Genomic DNA, 1,036 nt, shown 5'->3' on the forward strand with positions numbered 1-1,036 from the left:
CCGACCTCGACGACGTCCGAGTCGACGGGGATCCGGTGCGGCTGCGGCAGATCATCACAAATCAGCTGACCAACGCCAGCAAATTCGTGCCTGCCGGCGGCACCGTCAGCGTCACCCTGCGCCAGGACGGCGAATGGGCCGAGCTGCGCGTGGCCGACACCGGCCCCGGGATCGCAGCCGAAGACCTCCCGCGCATCTTCGACCGGTTCTTCCGCAGCCGCGCCGCTCGCGCCGACGGCTCCGGCATCGGCCTGGCCGTCGCCGCCGAACTCACCGCCGCCCACGGCGGGACCCTGGCCGCCGACAGCCCACCCGGGCGCGGCACCACCTTCACGACCCGCCTGCCCGCCCTCCCCTCGGCAACGTCCGGATGACACACCAGCCCAGCACTGCTCTGCCCGGACCACACATGAAAGGCCGACCCATGGTGCGGCCAAACACACCGCCACCATCGCCACGATCGCCGGTGACGTCGACGACGTCACCGGCGGTGCAGCAGACCCCTCTCGTGCGGGGACCGCCACCTCAACTTCTACGAGATCAGGGTCAACCTCCGGTGTAGCACCGGTATCCACCATCCGGTGTAGCACCGGTGTCCACCATCCGGGGGAAATCTTCCCGATCCCATTGCTTAATTATGGTAATTACCTATACCGTCAGTGGTCGCAGTGGATGCCAAGAGCGAGAAGTCTTGGAACATCCCGAAATTATCGGGCGTGTGCAGGAGAGAGAAATTGATCCCCCCATTCCGAACACCACCTATGACATGGCTCGCGGATCCTCATGTTCGTGATTGCGTCTCAGCAACACGAATCACACAAAATTCGTGAGGGTTCAACCTCTTACGGCACCACCTGAGTTTCACGACTACCTTCAAGGGCCGCAAACAGGGCCGTGCCGTGAACAATCCGGGTTCAGAACTAAGGAACATCAACCATGAATCGAACCCGCTGGTCACGAATTGCGCAGTAGCAATCATGTCCGCTGGAGTCCAGCCCTTCACACATGCCGCCACATCGGCCGATGACAATCTGGG

At 62.7% G+C, this 1,036-nt stretch carries 1 protein-coding gene; it reads left to right on the top strand.

The features are described from left to right. Window positions 1-374: sensor histidine kinase (locus RM2_RS23215; protein WP_139277945.1), on the top strand; the 374-nt coding region annotated here is incomplete at its 5' end. Window positions 375-1,036 lie beyond the last annotated feature (662 nt).

Source organism: Rhodococcus marinonascens NBRC 14363 (assembly GCF_001894885.1).
GTDB lineage: Bacteria > Actinomycetota > Actinomycetes > Mycobacteriales > Mycobacteriaceae > Rhodococcus_F > Rhodococcus_F marinonascens.